20 protein-coding genes are annotated in these 24,442 nt (G+C 63.3%); 14 read left to right on the top strand and 6 right to left on the bottom strand.

The window, feature by feature from the left end; all coding sequences use genetic code 11:
- Positions 1–127 precede the first annotated feature (127 nt).
- Both FJW03_RS14810 and FJW03_RS14815 read right to left on the bottom strand, forming a co-directional pair.
- On the bottom strand, positions 128–1,078 hold the full coding sequence (locus FJW03_RS14810; protein WP_140698288.1) for a sugar ABC transporter substrate-binding protein: 951 nt from the start codon (positions 1,076–1,078) through the stop codon (positions 128–130).
- 112 nt (positions 1,079–1,190) lie between these two features.
- Positions 1,191–2,237 carry a sterol desaturase family protein gene (locus FJW03_RS14815; protein WP_140761694.1) on the bottom strand — a complete coding sequence of 349 codons (1,047 nt, stop codon included), beginning with the start codon at positions 2,235–2,237 and terminating at the stop codon, positions 1,191–1,193.
- A 192-nt stretch (positions 2,238–2,429) separates the two neighbouring features.
- On the opposite strand from FJW03_RS14815, the gene FJW03_RS14820 reads away from it, so the two are divergent.
- Positions 2,430–3,464, top strand: a complete 1,035-nt coding sequence (locus FJW03_RS14820; protein ID WP_140761697.1) for a LacI family DNA-binding transcriptional regulator — start codon at positions 2,430–2,432, stop codon at positions 3,462–3,464.
- 255 nt (positions 3,465–3,719) lie between these two features.
- On the opposite strand, the gene FJW03_RS14825 is transcribed toward FJW03_RS14820, so the two are convergent.
- Positions 3,720–4,622 carry a GNAT family N-acetyltransferase gene (locus tag FJW03_RS14825; protein WP_140761700.1) on the bottom strand — a complete coding sequence of 301 codons (903 nt, stop codon included), beginning with the start codon at positions 4,620–4,622 and terminating at the stop codon, positions 3,720–3,722.
- Between the two features lie 233 nt (positions 4,623–4,855).
- Between FJW03_RS14825 and argE the strand changes: the two genes are divergently transcribed.
- The 6 genes from argE (at position 4,856) to FJW03_RS14855 (ending at position 11,437) form a co-directional block, all read left to right on the top strand.
- Entirely contained in the window at positions 4,856–5,980 is a 1,125-nt protein-coding gene (gene argE, locus FJW03_RS14830) for an acetylornithine deacetylase (protein WP_140761703.1), read from the top strand.
- A gap of 13 nt (positions 5,981–5,993) precedes the next feature.
- Positions 5,994–6,917, top strand: a complete 924-nt coding sequence (locus FJW03_RS14835) for a 2-hydroxyacid dehydrogenase (protein WP_140761706.1) — start codon at positions 5,994–5,996, stop codon at positions 6,915–6,917.
- A 24-nt stretch (positions 6,918–6,941) separates the two neighbouring features.
- Positions 6,942–7,295: a cupin domain-containing protein gene (locus tag FJW03_RS14840; RefSeq protein WP_140610883.1), complete on the top strand. Its 354-nt coding sequence runs from the start codon at positions 6,942–6,944 to the stop codon at positions 7,293–7,295.
- Between the two features lie 150 nt (positions 7,296–7,445).
- Entirely contained in the window at positions 7,446–8,909 is a 1,464-nt protein-coding gene (locus FJW03_RS14845) for an aldehyde dehydrogenase family protein (protein WP_140610882.1), read from the top strand.
- A gap of 10 nt (positions 8,910–8,919) precedes the next feature.
- On the top strand, positions 8,920–9,963 hold the full coding sequence (locus tag FJW03_RS14850) for a tartrate dehydrogenase (protein ID WP_140610881.1): 1,044 nt from the start codon (positions 8,920–8,922) through the stop codon (positions 9,961–9,963).
- Between the two features lie 16 nt (positions 9,964–9,979).
- Positions 9,980–11,437, top strand: a complete 1,458-nt coding sequence (locus FJW03_RS14855; protein ID WP_140761709.1) for an NAD-dependent succinate-semialdehyde dehydrogenase — start codon at positions 9,980–9,982, stop codon at positions 11,435–11,437.
- Between the two features lie 24 nt (positions 11,438–11,461).
- On the opposite strand, the gene FJW03_RS14860 is transcribed toward FJW03_RS14855, so the two are convergent.
- Positions 11,462–12,736 carry an NAD(P)/FAD-dependent oxidoreductase gene (locus tag FJW03_RS14860; protein ID WP_140761867.1) on the bottom strand — a complete coding sequence of 425 codons (1,275 nt, stop codon included), beginning with the start codon at positions 12,734–12,736 and terminating at the stop codon, positions 11,462–11,464.
- Between the two features lie 16 nt (positions 12,737–12,752).
- Entirely contained in the window at positions 12,753–13,421 is a 669-nt protein-coding gene (locus tag FJW03_RS14865; protein WP_140761711.1) for a haloacid dehalogenase type II, read from the bottom strand.
- A 317-nt stretch (positions 13,422–13,738) separates the two neighbouring features.
- Between FJW03_RS14865 and FJW03_RS14870 the strand changes: the two genes are divergently transcribed.
- The 7 genes from FJW03_RS14870 to FJW03_RS14900 all read left to right on the top strand — a co-directional run bounded on the left by FJW03_RS14870 (position 13,739) and on the right by FJW03_RS14900 (position 22,138).
- Entirely contained in the window at positions 13,739–14,578 is an 840-nt protein-coding gene (locus tag FJW03_RS14870) for a GNAT family N-acetyltransferase (protein ID WP_140761714.1), read from the top strand.
- Positions 14,579–14,592: 14 nt separating this feature from the next.
- Positions 14,593–15,966 (top strand): aspartate aminotransferase family protein, encoded by a 1,374-nt coding sequence (locus FJW03_RS14875; RefSeq protein WP_140761717.1) that lies wholly within the window; start codon positions 14,593–14,595, stop codon positions 15,964–15,966.
- A gap of 266 nt (positions 15,967–16,232) precedes the next feature.
- On the top strand, positions 16,233–16,925 hold the full coding sequence (locus FJW03_RS14880) for an HAD-IA family hydrolase (protein WP_413466508.1): 693 nt from the start codon (positions 16,233–16,235) through the stop codon (positions 16,923–16,925).
- A gap of 65 nt (positions 16,926–16,990) precedes the next feature.
- The gene (locus FJW03_RS14885) at positions 16,991–18,601 is read left to right on the top strand and encodes an ABC transporter substrate-binding protein (RefSeq protein ID WP_140761720.1); all 1,611 of its coding nucleotides are present in this window, start codon (positions 16,991–16,993) and stop codon (positions 18,599–18,601) included.
- 86 nt (positions 18,602–18,687) lie between these two features.
- A complete protein-coding gene (locus FJW03_RS14890) occupies positions 18,688–19,638 on the top strand; it encodes an ABC transporter permease (protein ID WP_140761723.1) in 951 nt (316 codons plus the stop codon).
- Complete coding sequence (locus tag FJW03_RS14895) at positions 19,635–20,486, top strand: ABC transporter permease (protein ID WP_140761726.1); 852 nt, start codon at positions 19,635–19,637, stop codon at positions 20,484–20,486. The genes FJW03_RS14890 and FJW03_RS14895 overlap by 4 nt, the downstream gene beginning before the upstream one ends.
- Entirely contained in the window at positions 20,483–22,138 is a 1,656-nt protein-coding gene (locus tag FJW03_RS14900) for an ABC transporter ATP-binding protein (RefSeq protein ID WP_140698198.1), read from the top strand. Before FJW03_RS14895 ends, FJW03_RS14900 begins: the two co-directional genes overlap by 4 nt.
- 217 nt (positions 22,139–22,355) lie before the next feature.
- On the opposite strand, the gene FJW03_RS14910 is transcribed toward FJW03_RS14900, so the two are convergent.
- On the bottom strand, positions 22,356–24,431 hold the full coding sequence (locus FJW03_RS14910) for an NADH:flavin oxidoreductase (RefSeq protein WP_140761729.1): 2,076 nt from the start codon (positions 24,429–24,431) through the stop codon (positions 22,356–22,358).
- Positions 24,432–24,442 lie beyond the last annotated feature (11 nt).

Here is a 24,442-nt window from a genome sequence, read left to right on the forward strand (position 1 = left end):
TGATGTGGACGTCACGGGATGTGCCATTAGGGTAATCCGCGAGCTTACGGCCAGCCTTGATGTCGCCGCCGCAGAGAGAGGAAAAAGGGCCGCCGCCGCAAACGCGAAAGCGGCCCAGGCGGGAGGATTATCGCGTCCCGGCCTTCACGCCAGCGATGGTGGCGTCGACATTTGCCTTGTCGATGATGCCTGGTCCCGTAAGGATCTCGCGGGTGGGCACCGACAAACCATAGTTGACGTGGCCATTCAGGATCGCAACGGCCAGGTATCCCTGCAGGTAGCCTTGCTGATCGATCGCGCAGGCCTGCTTGCCATCCTTGATGTTGTTCAGGATGGTTTCGTCAAAGTTCATGCCGCAGAGTTGCACTTTCCCGACCTTGCCGGCCTGCGTAAGACCGTTCATGGCGGAGTTGGCGTCGACGTTACCGATCGTAAAGACAGCGTTCACATCCTGGTGCTGCAGCAGATAGGCTTTCACCGCCTGCGCGACGGCCGTGGCCGAGCCGAAGGATGTAGCAGGCAATGGCAGGACGTCGGCTTCGCCGCCGCCGTTCTTCATCCCCTCCTTGAAGCCGCCGCAGAAGGCCTCGATGTTGGCGGCGCCTGGCAGCGTGTTGATGCAGACGCCCTTCTTGTTGCCGCCCTTGGCAAGGTACTCGCCAGCCGCGACACCGCCCTTGTAATCGTCCGAGCCGACATAGTTCATGGCGCCAAGACGATCGGCCGCTTTCAGCCCGCCGGCATTGTAGATGAGCAGCGGAATGCCAGCATCCCTGACAGCCTTGAACGCAGGGTCCATCGCTTCCGGCACCCAGTCCGGGCCGACAATGGCGTCCGCCTTCTGGTCGATGGCTTGGCGGATCAGTTCGGCGGCGTCGACGCCCAGATTGTCGTAGTTCTGCGGCCCGAGCCAAGTGACCTTGCCACCCTGAGCCTCGACCACCTTGCCGGCGTCTTCGGCGCCGCGCTTGACGATCGACCAGAACGGATCGTCGGGCTTGCCGCCGACGACGAAGATGTTGGCGGCAAGCGTCGCGCCGGTGCTGAAGCCGACCAGCACCGCTGTCGACACAAGCATCTTGAAAAGCTTCATGGTTTTTCCTCCCAGATTACCCCGTAGGGTTTCGACAAAAGTCTTCCTGTTCCAGGCCCGCTCCTCACGGACTCAGCCGAAACAGCGCTTGGTTTCGTTATTCGGCCGGCATTCCAGACGCTGGATCGCCGCGGCCTTCCTGTCGGCCCCGTACCTTTTCCTTTTTCTTGCGAAAGCGGGTCTTCATGACTTCGTCGGCTTCCTTACTTCCGTCGTGCCAAGTGCCGAACAGCTTATCGAGGGGCACAAGCCCGTCGCCGCCGTAATTCACCTCGAAGTATTTGTGGTGCAGGTAATGCACGTAAGAATGGCTATCGAGATTGATCTTGTCGGTGATTTCAAACGTCTCGAAGCCGAGGTGGCCGTTGACCGCGCCGAAGCCCGCTCCATGCAGCGTGAAATAGGCGCAGACCGGGTTGGACGGGATCAACAGGTGCAGCCAGGCTTCGGCATGATAGAGGAAGCCCTCAACCGGATGCATCGACAGCGACGACCACGGGCTCGGATTGATCGAATTGTGGTGGACCGAGTGCACCCATTTGTAGAGCGGAGGCCAATGGATCGCCCGGTGCAGGAAGAAGAAATAGACCTCATGCACGGCAGGCGCGATAAGCACCAGGAACGACAGGTAAAGCCAGTTCGTGGTCCATGGCAGCCAGACCGCCCAGCTGTTGGCATAGACCCACAACATCACGATCTCGACTACCGTCCACAGTGGTATGGTGACGAAAAACGAGCGGGCGAAATTGTCGATGTTCTGGCTTTGAAACCAGAACACGTCGGACCGCGCGTCTGAGGGAAATTTCGGATTGTACTTGAAGCGGTTCTGTTGTTTGCGCTGGACATAGTAGCGCAGCTCGAAGAAGCCGTAGAAAAGAAAAATCCCAGCGGCGTTGAGGCCGTACAGCCAAAGGTAGTTTAGCAGCGAAAGGCTCGCGAGGCTCTGCCAGCTCGGGATCAGCAGGTTGACCCAAATGAGCGACGTGGCGAGGTGGAAGGTATTCCACGGCCAGAAGAATTCAGGAATCCAGGCCAAGACCTTTTTCGCATTGAACGGACGGTGCCAGATCGGTGCCGGCTCTGCCCGGCGATGGGGAGCCCAGTTGCCGCGCTTGTCGCGTGTTCCATACTGAAGGTCCTCCATCGTAACAGCGCCTCCTCACCCGGATCGGTCTGGTGACTGCGGGGTTCGACCCCGCCCTGGGGCTCAGCCGGCCGAGCCCTCGTTCGGCGCAATTCATATCGGAGGGTTGATATTCGGAGAAGGCAGAAATAATATCAGAATTGCATTTGTATCATTTAGTTTCAATCATGCTGATACAGGAATGGGCGTTCAATGAAGCGGCCGACAATCCACGATCTCGCCATTGCGGCAGGCGTATCAGTGGCGACTGTGAACAGGATTTTGGGTGGCACCGTTTCCGTGCGGCCGAAAACAGTCCAACGCGTCCAGAGCGCTGCGGAAGAAATTGGCTTTTACGGGATCGGCGCAATCGACGATCGGGCCCGTAAGATATCGCCGCATTACCGATTGGGTTTCCTGCTCCAGCAGTCGACCCGTGACCTCTACCAGTTGTTCGGGAAGAAGATCGTTACCGCCTGTCGCGAGCGTCGGGACGAGGTCATCGAACCTGTCGTCGACTTCGTGGATATTTTGACGCCAGAGACGATCTCGAACCGCCTTATCGCGCTCGGCGAGGAATGCGACGCCGTCGCGGTGGTCGCGGCGGATCACCCGATCATTGGCCAAGCCATCCGTTCCCTGAAGGAGATGGGAAAACCAGTTGTTTCCTACATCACGGATCAGTCGGCGCCTGAAAGGGCGGCCTATGTGGGCACGGACAACTGGAAGCTGGGGCGTACAGCTGCATTTTTGATTGCCCAAACCACCCACGGTCCTGGTCGAATTGCGGTTTTCATTGGCAACCATCGATATCAGTGCCAGGACGTCTCAGACGCCAGCTTCCGTTCGTATTTGCGCGAACACGCTCCACGGCTCACGGTGGAGGAAAGCCGCCCAACCCACGAGGAATCGAATGAGGCTTACCGAATGGTCGCCGAGTTGCTTAAGACAACCGCCGATCTCGTGGGAATTCTGATCGTCGGCGGCGGAATTACCGGTGTCCTTCGTGCATTGAGAGAGGTCCCTTCGGAAAGGCGTTCGGGCATCAGGGTAGTATGCCGCGACATTGGTCCTGAGACTCGCAGGGGATTGTCGGAAGGGTTAATCACTGCAGCTCTCTGTCACCCGCTTGAGGCGACCTCCGCCCTTCTCGTGCAGACCATGATCGATGTCAGCGGACCACAAGCACCGCTCGCAACTCTTCAACGGTCCATACCGTTCGAAATAGTCACGCCGGAGAATATCTGAGGGTGGCTGATAGGTCACACTCGGACATCTGATTAGGAGTCTGCTTTCAGGTGACATGCGAGCTGAGCTCAACGACCGAGATTGATGCCCCCAAAGCAGCCATGTCATCTCGCTCCGAAACCGGACTGGCGGCTTCTGGCCTGAGAGGTCCATGTCCGGACGTTCAGATCTTAAGGCTTGAGGCTGGAACCGGTCCAGTTGGAGATACATAGGGAACAACCGTGCAATGGTTGAATTGTCGACGAGAGCACCGGACTATCCGAGAGTTTGGCTCGCCAGAGCATAGGTCTTCGGCGTAGCCGAGCCGCCGACGGAGAAATCGGCGAGGCGTTTGCCCAGCGACATGGTCAGCACCGTATCGAAGACCGGCATTCCGGCGTTCGAGAGAAACGCGGCGAACTCGCCGCTGTCCATGTGGGTGTCGACCCGAAGGAAAGACCCCGAATGGTCGGCGACGTGCGGCCGCACGATAGCTACGGCGTCGGTATCGCTCTCGGCCACAACCGGTCCCACCACATGGCCGCGCCCGAACGGCCGGCAGAGCGCGAAGGCGCTCAGCCTGTCGCCCTTGAAAAGCCCATAGCCGGCCGAATGCGCGAAGAGCATTTCAATAAGCCGCGTCCGCTTCACGCCAAAGCCGGCCGCGTCGAGCGCGATCCCTGCCGGAATATCGCTTGCCGCCAAAGCCCGGATGTCGCCGCGCGCCCCCGGCTGACTATCCGTTGTTGGTATGCGGGCTATGCCCTGGTATTGATAGACGGTCTTCTCAGGCTGGAAGTCGAGCGAAAGGTAGAGCCGCCTTGCCGCCCTGGTCGCGTTGAGGCGCAGGTCGCGCCCGGCGACCTTCTCGAAGACCCGCTGCATCAGCCATTGCCCCGCACCGAGCGTCTGCAGTCGCGGCGAGGTGATGACCATTCCAACGGTCGCGAAATCGGCGCCATGCGCGAACCACATGGCCGAGCCCAGAACACGGCCAATCTCATCAAGCGCCACGAGCCCTTGCCCCACTTCGCGCAGGAACTGCCAGTCTTCGGCTCGGTGCGGCCATCCCACGGATAGGGAGTGCGCGTGCAACCGGTCGAGTTCGATGCCCTCGATGTCGCCGATGCGCATCAAGAAGGCATCGATTTTGAAACTTCCGGACGGCTTCAATTTCATGCCTCAGAACGATTGCATAACGGGTGACACACAATGGCCGCCCGCCCCCTGCCAACGCTAGACAACCAGGTCGATACGATTTGCTCGAAAGGCGCGCGCCAACGCAAGATTCGACTGAAACATTTCCGCTTTCAGCACGCAATCGCGAAAGAAGCCGCACATGCTGTTCCAAGTTGTTGCAGCATACAGTCGACGGTATCCATCCGGCGACCCGAAATCCGTTGAGGGCTGGAATGGACGTCTTTGATATCCTCGACCGTCTCGTCGCCTTTCCATCGGTCGCTGGCAAACCCAACGGTCGTATCGCCGGCTGGATCGAGACCTATCTCATGGAACATGGGACGCAGGTCACCGTCCTCCCCGGACCGGAAGGCGATCGTTCCAATCTTTTCGCGACGATCGGCCCTGCTGATGTCCCCGGCTACATACTGTCCGGCCACATGGACGTCGTCCCCGCCGCCGAGCCGCAATGGACCTCGGCCCCTTTCGCGCTACGTCAGGAGGGCGAAAGGCTCTACGGACGTGGCACCACCGACATGAAAGGGTTTCTGGCCGCGGGGCTCGCGGCCGTACCTGCACTGAGGGGACTGCGCCTCGCCAGGCCGATCCATCTCGCCTTCTCCTATGACGAGGAGGTGGGGTGCCGCGGCGTTCCGCATCTGATTGCCCGCCTGCCTGCCCTTTGCGCGAAGCCGCTCGGCGTCATCGTCGGCGAGCCGAGCGCCATGCGCGCCGTGTGCGGCCACAAGGGCAAGGCAGCCGCCCGCGTAACGATCAACGGGCGCTCCGGCCATTCCTCGCGGCCCGATCTCGGACTCAACGCTATCCACGCCATGGCCGGGGCGCTGAGCGCGGCCGTGAGCGAAGCCGAGCGGTTGACGCATGGTCCGTTCGACCCTGCCTTCGAGCCGCCCTACTCCTCGCTGCAGGCGGGCGTGGTGGCAGGCGGACAGTCAGTCAACATCATTCCCGACACCTGCACTTTGGACCTGGAGGCGCGCGCCATACCCGGCGTCGATCCGGCCAGCCTGCTTGCGCCCGTCAAAGCGCAGGCAGAGGTCCTTGCGGCCGACGGCTTCCGGATCGAATGGACGCCGATCAGCGCCTATCCGGCGCTGTCGCTTCCGCGAGACGCGGCGCTGGCGACCCTGATGGGCGAGTTGACCGGCGAAGCGCCGCTCGGCGCCGTCAGCTACGGCACGGAGGCCGGCCTGTACCAAGCCGCCGGCTTCGACGCGATCATCTGCGGCCCAGGCGACATTGGCCGCGCCCACAAGCCGGACGAGTACATCCTTGCGAGCGAACTCGCCGCCTGCCAGCGATTGATCGGGGCGCTGGGCACGCGCTGCGCGTCGTGACGAGGCAACCACGATGACATTCCTGTTCAATTCCGATGCGCGCCGCGGTGCCGTCTTCGCCGAGGCGTTCGCGGGGGAACTACCGGACGTCCCCTTCACGATCGATGCCGCAACAGTCGATCCCGACGCCGTGCGTTACCTGATCAGCTGGACCGTGCCGGACAACCTCGCCCGCTACAGGAACCTGGAAATCCTGTTTTCCATCGGCGCCGGCGTCGACCAGTTTCGCCTCGATGCGGTGCCTCAAAACGTGAAGGTCGTGCGTATGATCGAGGAAGGCATCGCGCGCATGATGCAGGAATATGTGACGCTGGCCGTGCTCGCGCTCCACCGCAACCTGCCGGCCTATCTGGCGCAGCAGCGCGCCGGCCAGTGGAACGATATCGCGCAACTTCAGGCCCGGTCGCGCCGGGTCGGCGTGCTCGGCCTCGGACAGCTTGGCCAGGCCGTCCTGGACAGGTTGAAGCCCTTCGGATTCCCGCTTGCCGGCTGGAGCCGCTCGCCGCGACGGATCGAGGGCGTTACCTGTAATCATGGCGAGCTCGGGCTGGAACAGATGCTCGCGGCCAGCGACATACTGGTCTGCCTGCTGCCGCTGACCGAGGAGACGCGTGGGTTCCTCAATGCCGACCTGTTCGCGAGATTGCCCAAGGGCGCGGCTCTCGTCCACACTGGGCGCGGACCGCAGCTCGACCATGAAGCGCTTGTCGCCGCGCTGGACAGCGGCCATCTGTCGTCGGCGATGATTGACGTGACGGATCCCGAGCCGCTGTCCGCTGGCCATCCGTTCTGGTCGCATCCGAAGATCATCCTGACCCCGCATGTCGCCAGCGTCACCCAGCCCGCGACTGCCGCGCGCGCCGTAATCGACAACATCAGGCGCCACCGCGCCGGACTCGATCCCATCGGGCTCGTCGACCGCTCGCGCGGCTATTAAAACCTCAACTGGAAGGACTATACCTTGCTCCTGCTCAAGACCGTCGACACCAATCCAGCCTTTTCACCGCGCGAATCCAAGGCGTTGCCCGAACGGCTGATTGCCGGCAATCCCGCCTTCAAGACCTGGGCACAGGACGTGGCCAGGGACGACCTCGTCCATACCGGCATCTGGGAGGCGACGCCTGGGGAGACGCGCTCGATCAAGGGGGAGACCTTCGAGTTCTGTCACATCCTCTCCGGCATGGTCGAAATCACCCCCGACGGCGGCAAGCCGGTGACCTACCGCGCCGGCGACAGCTTTGTGATGAAGCCTGGCTTCACCGGAGTTTGGAAGACCATCGAAACGGTGCGCAAGATCTACGTAACCGTGGGGTAGAGGGCGTGGGCGACAGGCGCCGACCTGCGCGGAAGATTTTGCCGTCCCCCGCGCCCAGCACGCAACATTCGTCGGCGACGGGCCGCCGAACAGCGCAAGCTGCGTGCTGGCACGCGCTACGCTCCGGTCAATGCAGGAAAGTGGTCGCCCATGAGCCTAAGCTTCGATCCGGATACAGTTCCCTTCCCCGTTGGGCATTTCATTGGCGGAGAGCTGATCGCGGCCGAGGGTGCGATCGAGATGCGCCGACCGTCTGACGGCAAGTCATACACCGCCTGCCCCATTGCCGGCAGCGACATCGTCGCCCGCGCGGTAGAGAGCGCCAAAGCCGCACTGAAGTCCAGCAACTGGGGCGGCATTCGGCCTCGCGAACGCACCAAGGCGCTCCAGGCCTGGGCAGACCTGATCGAGGTGGAAGCCGAAACGCTCGCCAGGATCGAGGCCATGAGCTCGACCCGGCCCGTGGGACAGCTCATCGCCGGCGACATCGCCGTCACCGCCGAGCAGATCCGCTTCTTCGCCGAGTTCGCCGACAAGGAAGGCAGCGAGCTCGTGCCGACCGACGATGCCAGCCTCGGCATGATCATGAGCGAACCCTATGGCGTGGTCGGCGCGATCACACCGTGGAACTTTCCCATTTCCATGGCCGGCTGGAAGCTCGGCCCGGCGCTGGCCGCCGGCAATGCCGTCGTGCTGAAGCCCTCCGAGATGACGCCCTTCTCGGCAGTCTACATGGCGCAGCTCGCCGTCAGAGCAGGCTTGCCGGCCGGGCTCATAAACATCGTGCTCGGCGACGGCCCGACGACCGGCACGGTGCTCACCGGCCATCCAGAGATCGCCAAGGTCAGCTTCACCGGCTCGACCCGCGCCGGCTCGGCCATCATGGAGAATGTCGCGCGCACCGGCGTCAAGCCGATGACGCTGGAGCTCGGCGGCAAAAGCCCGCAGCTCGTCTTTGCGGATGCCGATCTCGACAAGGCGGCGACAGCGATCGCCGGCAGCGTCACCTTCAACGCCGGCCAGGCCTGCGTCGCCGGCACGCGCCTGATTGTCGAGAAGACCGTTGCGGACAGGCTGACGGCCGCGATTCTGGAGCGGATGAAGGCGGTGCGCCCGGGCCCTACCTGGGACGAGGCGACGCACTATTCGCCCATTATCTCAGACAGGCAACGGACACGTGTCGATGGCATCGTGCGAGCCGCCATCGAGGCCGGCGGCGAATGCCTGACCGGCGGCGGGGCGATGGAGAACCCCGGCTATTTCTACGAGCCGACGCTGATTGCCAATGTCGACCAGGCCAATCCGGCGATCGTCGAGGAGATCTTCGGTCCGGTCCTGACCGTCCAGACCTTCGAGACCGAGGACGAGGCGCTGGCGCTCTCCAGCCATCCGACCTACGGCTTGGCTTCCGGCCTGTTCACCGCCGACCTGTCCCGCACGATCCGCATCGCGCGCAAGCTCGAAGCGGGCACCGTCTGGGTCAACCGCTACAGCCGCTCGCGCGACCACATCCTGCCGACCGGCGGCTACAAACGCTCCGGCATCGGCAAGGACCTTGGCCGCGAGGCCTATCTCGCCAATCGCAGGACCAAAAGCGTCCTGGTCAGCCTCTAGAGAGATGCCGATGAAGTCCTATTCGATCGCCCTGATCCCCGGTGACGGCATCGGCAGCGATGTGACCGCCGCCGCGTGGACGGTGCTGGAAACGGTGGCCACGCAGTCCGGCTTTGCGCTAGGGGCAACCGAATTTCCCTGGTCATGCAAATTCTACAAGGAAACCGGCCGCATGATGCCGGCGGATGGCATTGAGACCCTGCGCGGCTTCGACGCCATCCTGCTCGGCGCGGTCGGCTGGCCGGCGGAGGTGCCGGATTCCGTCTCGCTCCACGGCCTGCTGCTGCCAATTCGCAAGGCATTCGTGCAGTACGCCAACATACGGCCGCACCGCCTGCTTCCCGGCGTCACGGGACCGTTACGGGCGGAAAACTTTGACATCCTATGCATCCGCGAGAACACCGAAGGCGAATATTCCGGCGCCGGCGGGCGCGTGCATCAAGGCACTGCGGACGAGGTCGCCGTAGAGACCTCGATCTTCACCCGCGCCGGCGTGGAGCGCATCCTTCGCTTCGGCTTCGAGCAGGCACGGGCACGGCGGGGCAAGCTTGCCTCCGTCACAAAATCCAATGCGCAGAAATATTCTATGGTGTTCTGGGACGAGATCACGCGAAAGCTCGCCGCGGAATACTCCGACGTCGCCGTGACCAGCTATCATGTCGATGCGCTTGCCGCGCGCATGATCATGGCACCGGAAAGTCTGGACGTGGTCGTCGCGTCCAATCTCTTCGGTGACATCCTGACCGATATCGGCGCAGCGATCCAGGGCGGGCTGGGCTACGCCGCCTCCGCCAACATCAACCCCGACCGCTCGGCGCCATCCATGTTCGAGCCGGTGCACGGCTCCGCGCCTGACATCGCCCATCTCGGCATCGCCAATCCGATCGCCGCCATCTGGTCCGGCGCCATGATGCTCGATCATCTCGGCGAAAAGGCTGCGGGCGGCCGCGTCATGAAGGCGCTCGAGGCGACGACCGCCAGAGGCATCGGCACCATTGCCGGCAAGGACCGGACGGAGGCCATCACGGCCACCGTCATCGCGGCACTCACCTGATTGCAAGGTCTTTTCGATGAAAAACTTGAAGGACAAAACTCTCTTCCGCCAGGCAGGCCTGATCGGTGGCGAATGGGTCGGGGCCGGCTCCGGCAGAACGGTCGATGTCGTCGATCCGGCGACGCAGACCGCGATCGGCGCGGTGCCCGACATGGCCGGCTCCGAGACCCGCGCGGCCATTGATGCCGCGGCTTCCGCCTATCGGGATTGGCGGAAAAAGACCAACGCCGAACGCGCTGGCCTCCTGGAAGCCTGGCATAGCCTGATGCTCGCGCATCTGGACGATCTGGCACTGATCCTGACGACGGAACAGGGCAAGCCACTGGATGAGGCCAGGGGCGAGATCCGCTATGGCGCCTCCTTCGTCAAATGGTTCGCCGAGGAAGCGCGCCGGATCAACGGCCACACGATTCCTTCGCCGACGTCCGACCGCCGCATCATCGTGCTGAAGGAGCCGGTCGGGGTGTGCGGCATCATCACGCCGTGGAATTTTCCCAACGCGATGATCACCCGCAAGGTCGCGCCGGCGCTCGCTGCCGGCTGCACCGTGATCGTCAAGCCGTCCGAGTTCACGCCCTATTCGGCGCTGGCGCTCGGCGTGCTCGCCGAACGGGCGGGCATCCCCGCCGGGGTCATCAATATCGTCACCGGCATGCCGGCCGAGATCGGCAACGAGATCATGGCGAACGAGACCGTGCGCAAGATCTCCTTCACCGGCTCGACGCGAGTCGGCTCGCTGCTGATGCGCGGGGCGGCCGACAGCGTGAAGCGGCTCAGCCTGGAGCTCGGCGGCAATGCGCCCTTCATCGTCTTCGACGACGCCGACCTCGATCTCGCCGTGGAGGGCGCGCTCGCCTCGAAGTTCCGCAATGGCGGTCAGACCTGCGTCTGCGCCAACCGCATCCTCGTCCAGGCCGGCGTCTACGAAACTTTCGCCGCGAGGCTTTCCGCCCGCGTCAACGCCATGACAGTCGGGCCAGGCACACAGCCCGGCGTCACCATCGGGCCGATGATCAACATGGCAGCGGTCGAGAAGATCAACCGGCACGTCGAGGACGCGCTCGCCAAAGGCGCCGCAATCGTCACGACGAGCCCGGCACTGCCGGAGGGAGCTCAGTATGTCGCGCCGCTGGTGCTGACGGGCGCGACAAAGGATATGCAGCTCGCCGGCGAGGAGACCTTTGGTCCGGTCGCGCCGCTTTTCCGCTTCGAGACGGAAGAGGAGGCAATCGCGCTGGCCAACGGCACGCCCTATGGGCTTGCCTCCTACTTCTACACTGAAAACCTGCAACGCGCCTGGCGTGTCGGCGAGGCACTGGAGTTCGGCATGGTCGGGCTCAACACCGGCTCGGTGTCGATGGAGGTGGCACCCTTCGGCGGCGTCAAGCAGTCCGGCCTCGGGCGCGAGGGGGCACAGGCCGGCATCGAGGAATATCTCGAGATGAAGAGCTTCCATATCGGCGGGCTGGGCTGAGGCCCGGCCGCGCCGGATTGCTGATTACCGTATCCGGTCGAGCGCCTTGTAGTAGAGCCCGACCATCGGCAGGAACCAGGGCTTGCCCGAGTAGCCTGGAATAGATGGCCACTCGAGCCCCCTCATCGGATTGCGGTCCTCGCGGCCAAGCATGGCGTCGGCCAGGATCATGCCGAGATGGGTGGAAAGCTGCGCGCCATGGCCGGAATAGCCCATCGCGTACCAGGCTCCGTCCTGGTAGCCGGCGCGCGGGAAACGGTCCTTGGTCATATCGACCAGCCCGCCCCAGCAATAGTCGATCTCGATCTTGGCGAGTTGCGGGAAAATCGCGGCGAGGCCCGCCTGCAATATCTGTCCGCTCTTGGCGTCGGAGCGCTGGTCGGATGTCGCCGAAAAGCGCGCGCGGCCGCCGAAGATCAGGCGCTTGTCCGGCGAAAGCCGGAAATAGTTGCCGATGTTCATCGAGGTCACGCATGTCCGGTTGCCAGGCATGGTCGCTGCGATCTCGGCATCGCTCAACGGTCTGGTGGCGATTATGAAGCTGCCGACGGAGATGATCCTGCGGCGGAAATAGCCGAAATTCGGCGTGGTGTACGCCCCGGTCGCCACCAGTAGATTGTCGGCGCTGATCTGGCCGCGGGAGGTGGTGATCTGATGCCTGTTGCCGGCCTGCTTGCGGTCAGTCACCACTGCGTTCTCGTGGATGACGGCGCCGTGGCGGACGGCGGCCGTGGCGAGGCCGGCCACATAGCGGCCCATATGCATCATGGCGCTCTTCTTCGACAGCATGGCGCCATGGAAGCGAGAGCCGATCTCGGACTTGAGATCGGTCGCCGACAGCAGCGCCGTGTCCGGATCCACCTCGGCATGAATGGCTTCGAAGTTGCGCGCGATCGCTTCGAAATGCTGCGGCTTGGAGGCAAGCTTCAGCTTGCCGGCGCGGCGGAAATTGCAGTCGATGCCTTCCTCGGCGACCAGCGCCTCGATAATGTCGATGGAACTGTCCAGCGCCCGGTAAAGTGCGATCGCCCGTTCCTTGCCGAGCTCCGCCTTGGCCGAAAGGTAGCTATGCGCAAGGCCGTTGTTCAGGTGCCCGCCATTGCGCCCCGACGCGCCCCAGCCCACCCGCTCCGCTTCCAGCACTGCCACGTTCGCGCCCGCCTTCGCCAGATGGCGCGCGGCGGCGAGACCGGTGAAGCCGCCGCCGACGATGGCGGCGTCGTAGTGCCCCTGGACCGGGCCTTGCGCGCCGCCGGAAAAGACTGGGGCGGTGTCGTGCCAGTAGGAGACCAACTTCATCGGCATCCTGCCTGTCTCAAAGCCCGACCACGCTCGGAAGACTCGAAATATCGGCGATCTCGACATAGCCGTAATACGGGTTGGCCGGTTCGTGGCCGCGATTGACCCAGACCTTGTTCTTGATGCCGAGGTCGTGTGCCGACATCAGGTCGTAGCGGAACGAAGACGAACAGTGAAGCACCTCTTCCGGGCCGCAGCCCAGCATGTCGAACATATACTCGAACGCCCTGAAGCGGGGTTTGTAGGCCTGCGCCTGTTCGGCCGTGTAGACGGCATGGAATGGCGCGCCGAGCTTTTCGACATTGGACATGATCTGCGCGTCCATGGCGTTGGAGAGGATGACCAGCGGGATTTCCTTGGCGACTTTCGCCAAGCCGGCCGGGACGTCCGGGTGCGGCCCCCAGGTCGGGACGCGCTCATAGACCATTCTGGCGTCCTCGGCGCTGAAGGCGACGCCGTTGCGCTTGCAAGCGCGTTCGAGCGCGTTGTGGACGACATCGGCATAGGGCTTCCAGTCACCCATGATCTCGTCGAGCCGGTAGGCCGCGAAGTTCTTGATGAACTCCTGCATGCGCGGTTCGTCGAGACGGCTGCCGTAGAGATCGCGCGCCGCTTCCGCCATCTGGAAGAAGGTCAACGTGCCGTAGCAGTCGAAGGTGATGTATTTGGGCCTGAAGGAAGCCATGTCCGTCGATCTCCGGTGGAAGCACATCCGCATTCGGGATGCCTGATCATATGCCGGCACACGGCGAGTCACCTGACCGAAATGAACCTCCCGAAAGCAGAAAGTTCCGTATCCGCCATCCCGTTTGGCACGCTGTAGCATCTTGCCTGGCGATGGCAGCGCGGTTTCGTGGCGTGGCGCGTTCGCTTCGGACGGCGCCGGCACAAGATGCGGCGCGCCCGTCGCGCTACGGCGAAAGATACTGCCAAAGCCGAGGTCTTCAGACGATCTGCTGCGCGCCGATGGCCGAAACTTGGCATCAGACGAAAGGACGCTCAATGCAGCAGGGCGAGATCGAACTCCAGGCCTTCCGGCCCGACCACATCGAGGGCGCGGTGGCGCTTTCCCGCCAGGAGAAATGGCCGCATCGGCAGCAGGACTGGCAGATGGCTCTGCAGCTTTCGAGCGGCGCGGTCGCGCTCGACGACCAGGGCCGCGTCGCCGGAACCATCCTGGTCACGCCCTACGGCAAGGACTGCGCCATGATCAACATGGTGATCGTCGACAGGAACGCGCGGGGCAAGGGGCTCGGGCGCCGTCTCATGGAGCAAGCCTTCACCCTCGCGGGCGAACGTCCGCTGCGGCTCGTCGCGACGACCGACGGCATGCCTCTTTATCAGAAGCTGGGCTTCGTGCCCTCCGGCACCATCATGCAGCATCAGGGCAAGGTCACCAAGCTTGAGGCGCCCGACGGCGTGGACGCAGCAAGCGCCCATAACCTGCCGGAAATCAAGGCGCTGGACCGCGGTGCCTATGGCGCCGACCGTGAAGCCCTGATCGATGCGCTGGCCGAGCGCGGCCAATTCGCCGTGATCCGCCGCAACGGGGCCATCGTGGCCTATGCCGCGATCCGACCGTTCGGACGCGGCGAGGTGATCGGTCCGGTGATCGCGGGAAGTGCTGACGCCGCGAAGGCCCTGATCGCGTTCTTCGCCGCGACCCGCCCCGGCGCCTTCCTGCGTGTCGATACCGACAGCAGGACCGGCATTGCCGGCTGGCTCGAGGAAATCGGCCTCGCCCATGTCGGCGGCGGGGTGGCCATGGACCGTCCGCCCAAGAAAGATTCTGGACAGTCCAGGCCAAAAATTTTCGCCCTCGCCAACCAGGCGCTTGGCTAGTCCGGAGAACAACAATGCTCGCCAATTCCCTGATCGAACTCGACCGCGCCCATCTCATCCATCCGGTCGCCTCCTATCGCGGCCATGAGGCGGTCGGCGTACGCGTGCTGAAATCGGCCAAGGGCGTCACCGTGACCGATGCGTCCGGCCGGCAACTTCTCGACGGTTTCGCGGGGTTGTGGTGCGTCAACGCCGGCTATGGCCACGACAGCATCGTCGAGGCGGCAGCCCGGCAGATGCGCGAGCTTCCCTACGCTACCGCTTATTTCGACCTCGGCTCGGAGCCAGCCATCCGGCTCGCCTCGGAACTGGCCGAGCGCGCGCCCGGCGATCTCAACCACGTCTATTTCACGCTCGGGGGGTCGGACGCGGTCGACAGCACGATCCGTTTCGTCCGCTACTACTGGAATGCGAAGGGCGAGCCGAAGCGGGACCAGTTCATCTCCATCGAGCAGGGTTATCACGGCTCGTCGGTGGTCGGCGCGGGCCTGACCGCCCTGCCCGCCTTTCACGCCGGTTTCGGCATTCCTTTTGATTGGCAGCACAAGATCCCTTCCCCCTATCCCTACCGCAACCCGGTAGGCGAGGACGGCAACGCGATCATCGCCGCGTCGCTTGCCGCGCTGAGGGCCAAGATCGAGGAGATCGGGCCGGAGCGGGTCGCCGCCTTCTATGCCGAGCCGATCCAGGGCTCGGGCGGCGTCATCGTTCCACCGAAAGGCTGGATCAAGGCCATGCGCGAACTCTGCCGGGAGTACGGCATCCTGTTCATCGCCGATGAAGTGATCACCGGCTTCGGCCGCACCGGGCCCCTGTTTGCCTGCACGGATGAGGACATCGTTCCCGATTTCATGACGACCGCGAAGGGTCTGACCTCGGGCTATGTTCCCATGGGCGCCGTGTTCATGGCCGACCATGTCTACGAGGTCATCGCCGATGGCGCGGGCGCCTCGGCGGTCGGCCACGGCTATACCTATTCCGCCCACCCGGTCAGCGCCGCCGTCGCCCTCGAAGTTCTGAAGCTCTACGAAGACGGTCTTCTGGAGAACGGCATCAAGGCCGGCGCCCGCCTGATGGCTGGTCTGTGGGGCTTGCGCGATCACCCGTTGGTCGGCGATGTGCGCGGTCGCGGCATGCTCGCGGCGATCGAACTGGTCGTCGACAAAGAGAAGAAGACGCCGCTTCCGGCGTCGGCCATGCCGGCGCGGCGGGTCTTCGACAGGGCATGGGACAACGGCCTCATCATCCGTGCCTTTGCGCATGGGGTTATCGGCTATGCACCCCCGCTGTGCTGCACAGACAGCGACATCGACGTGATCGTCGAGCGCACGCGCCGAACGCTCGACCAGACGCTCGAGGACCCGGATGTTCGCCAGGCCCTGCCATGACGGGCAGCGAATATTTCGTGTCTCGAAATATCGCCGGGGCAGATGATTTCGCAATTTTGTGCCGCCCCCTTACGCCTTTTCGGCGAATCCAGCGCGGGGGAAGTGCCAGACTGCTCTTAAGACAAGGCCAGAACACCCGAATTTCCGGGTCTTTGAAAAGGCCGACGCCCCGGACAGCACGGAATTTTGTTCTGTTCAGCACGATTAATTCGGCCGCGCGCAGAGGAGAGCCAGTCTTGGCCAGGGGCTTCAGCGAATTCAAATATATGACCTTCGACGTTGTCGGCACGCTGATCGACTTCGAAGGCGGCATTACGACCTGCATGGCCGGGATTGCCGCCGAGGCCGGCGTTGCCATCGATGGCGAAGCCGCGCTGGCTCTGTACCGGCAGGCTCGCTACATGCCCGATGCGGGCCTGTTTCCCGACGATCTCGTGCGTGTCTACATGGTTATCGCGCCACAGCTCGGCCTGCCGGCCGAGGAGAAATATGGCGTCCGGCTGCGGGACTCCGCCAGTGCCTGGCGAGGTTTCCCCGACAGCGCGGCGGCATTGGCCGAGCTTGCGAAGTCACACAAGCTGATTGCCATGACCAATGCCCGGCGCTGGGCGCTCGATCATTTCGAGAAGCAGCTCGGATCACCCTTCTTCGCCACCTTCACGGCCGACGACACCGGCACGGAAAAACCCGACCCTGCTTTCTTCCAGAAGGTCTTCGATTTCGTGGCCTCTCGCGGCGACAGCAGGGACGACATCCTGCATGTGGCGCAAAGCCAGTATCACGACATCGGCATCTCCCGGGCGCTCGGCATGACCAATTGCTGGATCGAGCGCCGGCACGCCCAGAAGGGCTATGGCGGCACGATCGAGCCCGAGCGCTTCACCGTACCAGACCACCACTTCACCTCGATGGCCTCCCTTGCAGCGGCCGTTCGGGAAAGCCTGAAGGAACGAACCTGAGCCAAAGCTCGGAAAGCCGCAGCAAGACGAGCATCCTGACCAAACAAACAGAAAGGGGAATGAACATGACCGACAAGATCACGAACTGGACCAGCGCAGACGATGCCATGGTCGAAAATGCCATTCGGCGGGGTGCAAGCCGCCGCGAACTTCTCAAGATGCTGTTGGCCGGTGGCGCCGCGGTTGCCGCGGGCAGCCTCGTGCTCGGCCGCGCCACCCAGGCCGTAGCCGCCACGCCGGTCTCCGGCGGAAATTTCAAAGCCGCCGGCTGGTCGTCCTCGACCGCCGATACGCTCGATCCGGCAAAGGCGTCGCTCTCCACCGACTATGTCCGCTGCTGCTCGCTTTACAACCGACTGACTTTCCTCGACAAGGATGGCGTCACGCAGATGGAGCTGGCCGAAAGCTTCGACAGCAAGGACGCCAAGACCTGGACCGTGAAGCTGCGCAAGGGCGTCACCTTCCACGACGGCAAGGACCTCACCGCCGACGACGTCGTCTTCTCGCTGAAGCGCCATCTCGACAAGTCGGTCGGTTCCAAGGTCGCCAAGATCGCGGCGCAGATGACCGGCTTCAAGGCGGTCGACAAGTCGACCGTGGAAATCACGCTCGCCGACCCGAATGCCGACCTGCCGACCATCCTGGCGCTGCACCATTTCATGATCGTCGCGGACGGCACCACGGACTTCTCCAAGGGCAATGGCACCGGCGCGTTCGTGCTGCAAACGTTCGAGCCTGGCGTGCGTTCGGTGGTCACCAAGAACAAGAACTACTGGAAATCGGGCAAGCCCTACCTGGATTCGTTCGAATTCATCGCCATCAGTGACGACAGCGCCCGTGTCAACGCGCTCTTGTCCGGTGACATCAGCTTCGCCGCCTCGATCAATCCGCGCGCGATGAAGCTCATCAGCGGCCAGCAGGGCTTCGAAGTGTCGAAGACGACCTCGGGCAACTACACGGATCTCAACATTCGGCTCGATATGGACCCCGGCAACAAGGCCGACTTCGTGGCCGGCATGAAATATCTCGTCAACCGCGAGCAGATCGTCAAATCGGCGTTGCGTGGCCTCGGTGAAATCGGCAACGACCAGCCCGTCTCGCCGGCCAATGTCTTCCACAACGCCGACGTCAAGCCGAAGGCTTTCGACCCGGACAAGGCGAAGTTCCACTTCCAGAAGGCAGGCCTGCTCGGCCAGTCCATCCCGGTGGTCGCTTCCGACGCCGCCACCTCGTCGATCGACATGGCTGTGATCATCCAGGCCGCCGGCGCGGATATCGGTATGAAGCTCGACGTCCAGCGCGTCCCGGCCGACGGCTACTGGGACAATTACTGGCTCAAGGCGCCAATCCATTTCGGCAACATCAATCCGCGCCCGACGCCGGACATCCTGTTCTCGCTCCTCTACGCATCCAACGCGCCGTGGAACGAAAGCCAGTACAAGTCCGAGAAGTTCGACAAGATGCTCATCGAGGCGCGCGGCCTGCTCGACCAGGCCAAGCGCAAGGAGATCTATGGCCAGATGCAGGCTATGGTCTCCGAGGAGGCCGGCACCATCATCCCGGCCTACATTTCCAACGTGGATGCCCTCTCCAGCAAGGTGAAGGGTTTGGAGGCGAACCCGCTCGGTGGCATGATGGGCTACGCAATGGCGGAATATCTCTGGCTCGAAGCCTGAGGGAAGCCAGCCGGGGGCCAGTCAGCCAGCCCCCGGCATTTCATTGCGCAAGATTGCTTGGCCGAACAACCGCAGGGAGCGCTTCCATGACGTCTGGGGTTCTCAACCTCGTGCTGAAGCGGCTGGGGATCGCGGCCGTCACGCTTCTGATCGTGCTGTTCGCCGTGTTCTTCGCCACCAGCATGCTGCCCGGCGACACCGCGTCGATCCTGCTCGGCCAGGCGGCGACTCCGGAAGCCGTCGCCGGCCTGCGCGAGGCCATGCATCTCAACGATCCGGCAATCCTTCGCTTCCTGCGCTGGCTTCTCGGCCTGCTCCACGGCGATCTCGGCACTTCCTATGCCAACCAGATGCCGGTCGCGGCGCTGATCGGCGGGCGCTTCATCAACACCATGGAGCTTGCCGGCATCACCACCCTGCTCTCGGTGCCCCTGGCGCTGACGTTGGGTATCACCGCCGCCATGCTGCGCGGCTCCCTCTATGATCGCACCGTCACCGTCGTTTCGATCGGCGTCATCTCCGTGCCGGAATTCATGGTCGCGACCCTCGCGGTCCTGCTCTTCGCCGTTTATCTTAAATGGCTGCCGGCGCTGTCCTCGGTCAATGAGGCGCATACTCTGACCGACCTCGTGCGCATCTATGCAATGCCCGTGATCACGCTGACCTTCGTCATCTCCGCTCAGATGATCCGCATGACCCGCGCCGCGGTACTCGAAACGCTCTCCGCGCCTTATGTCGAGATGGCGCTGCTCAAAGGCGCCTCACGCGGCCGCATGGTGCTCAAGCACGCACTTCCCAACGCGCTCGGGCCGATCGTCAACGCGGTCGCGCTCTCGCTGTCCTATCTGGTCGGCGGCGTCATCATCGTCGAGACGATCTTCAACTATCCCGGCATCGCCAAGCTGATGGTCGATGCAGTCGCCACCCGAGACCTGCCGCTGATCCAGAGCTGCGCGATGATCTTCTGCCTCGGCTACCTCTTGCTCATCACCGCCGCCGATGTCGTCGCCATCATGTCCAACCCGAGGCTCAGATGACGGTTGCGCGCGCCACAACCTCCCGTCGGTCCTTCCTGGGCCACAGCTACAGCCTCGTGAGCATCGTGGCCGCTTTGGTCATCCTGGCTTGGACGCTCGTCGCGATCCTCGCGCCCTACATCATTCCTCATTCGATTGGAGACATCGTCGACGACGATTATTTCGGCCCGATGCGTCAGGGGTTATGGCTCGGCTCGGACTATCTGGGGCGCGACATGCTCTCGCGGGTGCTTATGGGCGCGCGCTACACCGTCGGCATATCGCTCGCCGCCGTCGCCATCGCCTGCTTCTCGGGCGTCGTGCTGGGGATGATCGCGGCCGTCACCGGCGGCTGGCTCGACACCTGCCTCAGCCGCTTCCTCGACGCCTTGAATTCCATTCCCAGCAAACTGTTCGGCCTTGTGGTCGTTGCCGCGGTCGGCTCGTCGATCCCGGCGCTGATCCTGACGCTGGCCGTCATCTATATACCAGGCGCCTACCGCTTCGCGCGGGCGCTCGCCGTCAACATCAACACCATGGATTTCATGACCGTCGCTCGCGTCCGTGGCGAGAGCATCGTCTATCTCATCGGGTCGGAGATCCTGCCCAATATCATCCGCCCGGTGCTCGCCGACTTCGGCCTGCGCTTCGTCTTCATCGTGCTCCTGCTCTCCGGCCTCTCGTTCCTGGGACTCGGCCTGCAGCCGCCGCTCGCCGACTGGGGCGCGCTGGTGCGCGAGAACATCGGCGGCCTGCCCTTCGCGGCGCCGGCAGTCATCGTGCCTTCGCTGGCGATCGCCAGCCTCACCATCAGCGTCAACCTGCTGATCGACAACCTGCCGCAGAAGATCAGGGACAGGGACGCATGACCAATCTCGTCGAGGTCCGGAACCTGAGGATCGAGGCGACGACCGACGCCGGACGTGTCGTCGAAATCATCAAGGGCGTCAGTCTCGATATCGCCGACGGCGAGATCGTCGCCCTGATCGGAGAGAGCGGCTCCGGCAAGACAACGGTGGCGCTCTCGCTCATGGGGCACGCGCGACCGGGCTGCCGGATCACCGGTGGCGAGATCAATGTGAACGGCAAGAACATGGCCGCACTTTCCGAAAAGCAGCGCGCCAGGTTGCGAGGCACCGACATTGCCTATGTTCCGCAAAGTGCCGCAGCCTCGTTTAATCCCTCGTCGACCATCATGGAGCAGGTGATCGAGGTTACGCGCATCCACAGGCTGATGCCCCCCCAGAAGGCGCGAAAGCGGGCTGTCGAGCTGTTCAGGGCCTTGTCGCTGCCGGATCCGGAAGGGATCGGCGCCCGTTATCCGCACCAGGTTTCAGGTGGGCAATTGCAGCGGCTGTCGGCGGCCATGGCCCTTATCGGCGATCCCAAGCTGGTTATCTTCGACGAGCCGACGACGGCACTCGACGTGACGACGCAGATCGACGTGCTGAAGGCATTCAAGTCGGTCATGCGGGCGGGTGGGATAGCTGGGGTCTATGTTTCCCACGATCTCGCCGTCGTCGCCCAGATCGCCGACCACATCGTCGTGCTGAAGGGCGGCGAAGTGCAGGAGACCGGCAGCACGGTTCAGATTCTTTCGGCTGCCCAGCACGCCTACACGCGCGAACTGCTTGCTGCCTTCGAACCGAAGCCGCGGCAAGCGCATGCGGACGCAGATGCCGGCGCGAAGCCGTTGCTGCGCATCGACAATGTGACTGCCGGCTATGGCGCGCTGCGAGATGACGGACTGCCACTTATCCGGGCCGTCGATACCGTCAGCCTGGTAGTCGAGAAAGGACGCAACCTCGGCGTCATCGGCGAATCCGGCTGCGGAAAATCGACGCTCGCGCGCGTTATCGCGGGCATTCATCCGGCCGCGGCCGGCGACATCATCTTCGACGGCAAGCAACTGGAGCGTGCCGCAGGCAAACGCAGCCAGGACCAGCTGCGCGAGATGCAGATCGTGTTCCAGTATGCCGACACCGCGCTCAATCCAGCCAAGCCGATCGAAGACATCATCTCCCGTCCGCTGGCCTTCTACCACCGGCTCGACCGGCAGGCGCGCTCGAAGCGCGTCGACGAACTTCTTGACATGGTCCGCCTGCCGCGGGCGCTGCGCTACCGTCGCCCGTCGGAGCTCTCGGGCGGCCAGAAGCAGCGGGTGAACTTCGCGCGCGCCCTGGCGGCCGGGCCCAAGCTCATCATCTGCGACGAAATCACCTCGGCGCTCGACACGGTAGTGGCGGCCGCCGTGATCGAACTGCTGAAGGAACTGCAGCGCGAGTTGGGGCTTTCCTACATTTTCATCAGCCACGACCTCTCGGTCGTCGAAGCGATCTGCGACGAGATCATGGTCATGTACAATGGCGAGCGGGTGGAGCAGATTACGCCCGACAAATTGAAGGCGCCCACCCACCCCTATTCGAAGCTTCTGTTCTCCTCGGTGCCGAAGCTCGATCCGACATGGCTCGATGGCCTCGTCCGAGACCCCGAGCTGGTCAGCCAGTACGGCCATCGCTGACTACAAGGGAAAGAGGCGGGGCAGCGGTATATGCGCCGTGACGGTGGGAGACCTCAGCACCGGGAAGCTGAAACACCTGTCAATGCCGATTCATGTGGTGAGCCGCTCATGAATCTCGACGTCAATTCGATCGACTTTCATGAACTGCCCAGGAATAGAGGTTTTGGGAGCCGCCGTCAGGCTCCGCCGTCATCCGTGCCGCGGAACTCTCCCGACGCTACAATTGCGAGCAGAGCCGGTAGGCCTCGTAGATCGACGAGTAGATGTCCCGGCTGGCAACCGCGTCTCCAATGCGGTGCAAGACAAACGATCCAGCGGCTTGGGCATTATCAGCTTCCTTTGTCCCCGCTCCGGTCATGAGTGCTATATCGGTGACGCCGTTGTTGGCTGAGCGCGCACGCAATTCCTGGTAGGTATCCTCCATGGGCGCGGTGCCGCGCTCGACAATGAGTTGGGCTGCGGGCACTTCCGTTTCCGCACCGGTGAGTTCGTGCCGGAACGTGGCGGCGATTCCGTTGCCTTGGCGTGCTGCCTTGACCAGGCGCACGTCGCTGATGACGCGGATGCCGCGTTCCGCGGCGCGTTTGCGAAAACTCACCCTGTCCGGATAAGGTGTCTCGATCGCCAGGGTGTCGTCCGCTATGGCCAGGCTGACCAAGCGTCCCGGACGGGCAAGATGCAGAGCACAGGAAATTGCGGCCTGGCGTCCGGTCTCGTCGTAGATGAGCACATTGTCCTTCGCCGGCACCACCCCGGTCAAAACGTCCCAGACGCTGTGGCAATATTCGGCGCCCTCCAGCCACTCCATGTCGGGAACGCCGCCGGTGGCGATGATGACCGCGTCCGGTTTATCGGCGAGGACCACTTCTGCGTCCGCATAGGTGTTGAGACGAACTTCCACACCAAGGCGAGCGAGTTCGCCGGTACGCCAGTCGACTATGCCGATGAGATCCTTGCGCTCGGAGGCGGAGGCCGCGACGAGCACCTGTCCGCCAAGCCGTGCCCCGGCTTCAAGCAGGGTCACTTTGTGTCCGCGCTCGGCGGCGACCCGTGCCGCTTCCATCCCACCCGGGCCACCGCCGACCACGACCACCCGTTTCGGCGTTTCTGCACGGTCGATGATATGGTTGATGATCGTCTCATGGCCGCTGGCCGGGTTGTGAATGCATTGCACCTTCTTATACAGGCAATAGGATGCGCCGACACACGGGCGGATGCGTTCTTCTTCTCCGCGCATCACCTTGTTGATGATATGGGGGTCGGCAATATGCGCCCGGGTCATGCCAACCAGGTCGACAAGGTTTTCGCGGATGGCATGTCGAGCCGTGGCTACATCCCGTATTGCCGCAGCGTGGATGACGGGCAGTTTGGTTTCCCGCTTGAACCTGCCGACCAGAGGCAAAAACGGGGCGCTCGGGCTAAACATGCCCGGCATGTTCTGCTCGGCCAAGGACAGGTCAGTGTCCATGCGGCCGAAGATGCAGTTGAAGAAGTCGATATGGCCTTCCCGCTCGAATAGCCCGGCGAAATCAAGGCATTCCTCGAAATCCGGTCCGTCTTCGACCGCCTCGTCGATCACGAAGCGGATACCCACGGCGAAGTCGTCGCCGACGGCGCGGCGGATCGCTTCGTGAACCATCAAGCCGAAGCGGGCACGGTTTTCCAGCGAGCCGCCGTAGGCGTCCGTGCGCTTATTGGTTCTGCGCGACAGGAATTGTCCGATCAGATGGCCGCCGGTAACGGTTTCGATGCCATCCAGACCTCCGTCACGGCAGCGCTTGGCGGCGCTGGCGTAATCCTCGATGATCCTGTCGATGTCGGCGCCGTCCATCTCCTTCGGGAAGTTGCGGTTTCGCGGCTCGCGAATGCGTGACGGTGCCACCGGCGGGAGCCAGTTCCCGGCATAGGCGGTGGCGCGCCGCCCAAGATGTGAGACCTGGCACATGACGGCGGCGCCATGGCGATGGATTCGCTGCGACATTAACTGGAGATGAGGGACGATGCGATCGGTCGAAAGGTCCAGCTGACCGCCGCCCCAACTGGAGTCGGGCGAGGTCATGGCCGAGCCGCCCGCCATGGTCATCGCCAAGCCGCCGCGCGCCTTCTCCTCATGGTAGCGTTGATAGCGCTCGAGCGGCAGGCCGCCGTCATCCAGCATCGAGGCGTGACTGGTGCTGACGACACGGTTGCGCAGCGTCAGACCCTTGAGTCGAAAGGGCTGAAGCAGAGGATCGCCGGACGTGCCGCTTGCGGGAGATGCCGCTGTGTTCACGTCGTGCCCCCTCCCATTCATGAAGGTTATAG

This window comes from Mesorhizobium sp. B4-1-4 (genome assembly GCF_006439395.2).
Lineage (GTDB): Bacteria > Pseudomonadota > Alphaproteobacteria > Rhizobiales > Rhizobiaceae > Mesorhizobium.